The organism is Streptococcus sp. ELY_137 (assembly GCF_058314515.1).
This window is the reverse complement of record NZ_JBZFUL010000033.1, coordinates 1-780: the sequence shown is the minus strand read 5'-3', so window position 1 is coordinate 780 and position 780 is coordinate 1. Positions and strand designations below refer to the sequence as shown.

Annotated in this window: 2 pseudogenes; both read left to right on the top strand. The window is 49.7% G+C overall.

What is annotated here, in order from left to right:
- A pseudogene (locus tag AC4HAO_RS11295) lies at window positions 1-416 on the top strand (hypothetical protein); the annotation flags it as partial.
- A pseudogene (locus tag AC4HAO_RS11290) lies at window positions 413-780 on the top strand (DUF3114 domain-containing protein); the annotation flags it as partial. The pseudogenes AC4HAO_RS11295 and AC4HAO_RS11290, both read left to right, overlap by 4 nt.

Below are 780 nucleotides of genomic sequence, written 5' to 3'. Positions count from 1 at the left end.
AGGCCGAAGCCGAAGCCAAACGTCAGGAGAAGCGCAAGCCCATAAAGGCCAAGGAAGCGGAACAAAGCCAGCTTTGGCAGCAGGAACAGGACTTGTATGATGAGGAATATGAGCTCCAGTCTAAAAGTCGGCGGTTAGAAGAACACGAGCAGATGGCCGGTGATGTCTTTAGTCAGCTGGGCGGTGTCTTAGAAGGTCTGGCCTACGCTTATCGATTTTCTGGTGAGCCAGCAGGGAACCGCCATAGTTTCTTTCAAGAGCGGGACAGCGCCAGTTATTTACTGGAAGAAGCCAAAGAGGCCGTACAGGTTCGAAAAAGGCAGGTTATCGAGAAACAGGGATTGGTTTACGATCAGCGTCAGAAACTGACGATTGAGATAGACGATTTAGAAGAGGAGATTCGAAAGATTCCATGAGTATTGATATGTATTTGGAGCAGTCACAGGCTCAGGCAGCCAGTGCTAAGGCCTTAGCCCAACAGGAGATTCAAGCTTATGAAGAACTGGAGACAGCCTTAGAAGAATTTGAGAACAGCCAAGCTGATTTAAAGGGAAAGGCTTATGATTCTGCCCGCCTCTATTCGGAGAGCGTTCTTCGTCCTTTGGTTGCCGGTGCCAAGCGTTTAGCGCAGGCGGTTGGTGAGGCTGTTCAGCGTTTCCCAGAAGCTTATATGGAACAGGTGGCTCATGAGAGTCTGAAAGAATCGGAGCTGGAGATGGCTATTGCCGAGTTAAATCTGCGGATTTCCAACGCTCGGGATGCGGTTGACGCTATGAATCT